The organism is Candidatus Desulfolinea nitratireducens (genome assembly GCF_982879505.1).
Window position 1 is genome coordinate 1 of sequence record NZ_CEYOSI010000326.1, and the last position, 2,650, is coordinate 2,650.

A 2,650-nucleotide genomic window follows, 5' to 3' on the forward strand; every position below is an offset into this window, starting at 1 on the left:
GGCTGCTGGAGGCGAGAAAATATACCCATAATAGTCTCCTTCGCTAAGCTGAACAAATACCGATAAAAATTTTGACCGCCCAGTAAGTTGATTATAGCCCAAATAAAAAACACCCTCTATGGGAGAGTGCTCCTGGAAGTAGCAGAATTGGCAAAGAATGGGGTGCGTGATCCGTAAGGACTATAGCGCGATCCAGCCGCCTCGAACCCCCTGGCGCACGGCCTCGGCGCGGTTGGTCACATTCAGCTTGGTGAAAATGGATGAGACGTGGAATTTGGCGGTATGCTCGCTAATCTCCAGAAATGCTGCGATTTGCTTATTTGCCATTCCTTGTGCCAGCAATCCCAACACCTCGATCTCGCGCTCGCTCAGTGGGGGGAATTCGGCGTTGTCGCGGCGGGTGGGATTGACGTTGATGAACTGCGGCACGCTGACGACCAATCCCTCAGCGAGAGCATGGATAGCGGCCAGCAGTTCCTCACGAGAGGCTTCCAAGGGGAGAGCGCCCCACACACCGCCCGAACGGCTCAGGGCCTGAACCGTGGGTCTGTCTTCCGTTAAAACAAGAATGGCCTCCCCTTGAGCGAAATCAGACTTTATATTCAGGACAGGGGCGGAGGCGGAAGCATAGATTACCACCTCAGCCTCCGCATCTGTCAGATCCGGCGAATCCAGCCGATTGGCCTCCCCGATAATTTCGATATCGGAATCAGCCAGCAGGGCGCGCAGTCCGAGACGCAGGGCAGGGCTGGGCGCGATCAGTAGGACACGGGTCAAGTTACTTCCTCTCGCCGACGGTCAATTTAAGTTTCTGAGGTTGGCCGCCACGTAGAATATCCACCTCGATAGCCTTGCCGACGGTGTCGTTAGCAAGAGCCGCAAACAGATCATCGGGGTCATTCAGCTCCTGGTCGTTGAGCCTGGTCAGGATATCTCCGATCAGCAGACCGCCCTTTTCAGCGGGGCCGTCTTTTTCAAGCCACATCACCAACAATCCAGTTTCAACAGCTTGAGTTCGGACACCGAGATAGCCACGCTTGACAGTGCCGTGCTTTGCAAGTGACTCAGCAATTAACCATGCCACGCTGACGGGGATGGTCAGGGCTTCGCCGCGCGTCAGTCCCGAGGTGTTGAGGCCAAGCACCTCCCCGGATACATTTACGAGCGGACCACCCGAGAAGCCAGGGTAGGGGACGGTTTCGGTTTGCAGGAACTGATCGAGCAGGCCACCGCGCCAGGTGCGAGTGGGACCGCTGATGGTGGTGATGATGCCGAAAGAGGCCTTCATACCTGCCATGGATGGACGCCCGAGCGCCAAAACGAGCTGGCCGACCTTGGGGCTCTTTGCGGTTTTGGCGGGGGTAAGAACTTTTTCGCTTAGGCGCAAAAGCGCCAGATCACTGCCCGGGTCGCGGCCCACAAGGTTGGCTGATAGGGATTTGCCATCCGGCAGGCCAACGCGGATTTCGCTCTCACGCTTGACCACATGGTCGGCGGTCAGGATCAGATCGGCGGCGTAGGCAATACCGCTGGCAGGAAAGCGACGGCGCGCATCCACAAGAAGTGTGGATGCGGAGGCTGTTTCGACAGCCGCGGTCAGGCTATCGGAAAGGGATTTTATATTACTCATTTGTTACTCCTTTATATCACGGTTGAATAGAAGCATTATAAGAATTTTGCTTTATTTTCGCATCAGGCAAATGGGGAGGGGAAGAAACTAGTCCTTTGGGTAGGTACACAGGTAAAAGCAGCTTGACAACGCTGCGAGTGCGGTGACCATTATGAGGCCGATGAATCCTCGAGGCTGCTGGAGGCGAGAAAATATACCCATAATAGTCTCCTTCGCTAAGCTGAACAAATACCGATAAAAATTTTGACCGCCCAGTAAGTTGATTATAGCCCAAATAAAAAACACCCTTTTTGGGAAGGGTGCTTTGGGAAGGAAGTACACCATAAATAACTGATGATGTTGGGGAGATCGTTTTAGGTTGGTTTGTTGTATTCTTAGAGCCGCAGTGCATCGCATCTTATCAGATGCAACGCACTTCTACATCTCAAAATTATCAAGATAGAGTTTGATGTCATCAGGCAAATCTCGTCCGCGCAGATTGTCAAAAACAAAATCTCGATATTCTTTAGAAGACGAAAAATACTCTCGCACAAACTCTGGCGTGTAAAGTACGCCGTCCCGCTCGCCGATCCATTCGAGATAATTTGAATACGCCCAATCAGCGGGATCAGCAACTAAGGCGTCCTTGACGGGGTTCCCGTGAATATAGCGGCAGAGATGTAAAAGGTGAGCTTCGTTTTGAATGAGTTTGACCTTGTAATGTCCTTCAAAGAGTGTCCCCGAATGCTCGTAACGATAATTAAAATATTTCGAATAGCTGTTGAAAATATATTGCGGAAGATAACTGGCAGGTTTTTCCCCATCCTGCGAACAAGAAAATGATAATGATTCGGCATCAACACATAAGCGATAATAGCCAACTGAAATTGGCGCATATACTTCTTCATCAATCCTAAAACGCGCAAATAATCTTTCTCTCCTCGAAAAATGGATATCCTATGCGCCCCACGATTGTAAAAATGATAATAAATCCCTTCTAAATACTCTGGGCGTGCCTGTGGCATATTTCCTCCTTTTTGC

At 51.1% G+C, this 2,650-nt stretch carries 3 protein-coding genes; all 3 read right to left on the minus strand.

All coding sequences use genetic code 11. The features are described 5' to 3' along the window. Positions 1-180: 180 nt before the first annotated feature. Positions 181-777, minus strand: coding sequence for a helix-turn-helix domain-containing protein (locus AC3DOM_RS17290; protein ID WP_487920283.1), 597 nt, complete (start codon positions 775-777; stop codon positions 181-183). 1 nt (position 778) lies between these two features. Further along, positions 779-1,630 (minus strand): S1C family serine protease, encoded by an 852-nt coding sequence (locus AC3DOM_RS17295; RefSeq protein WP_487920284.1) that lies wholly within the window; start codon positions 1,628-1,630, stop codon positions 779-781. Positions 1,631-2,244: 614 nt separating this feature from the next. After that, positions 2,245-2,650: transposase (locus AC3DOM_RS17300; RefSeq protein WP_487920285.1), on the minus strand; the 406-nt coding region annotated here is incomplete at its 5' end.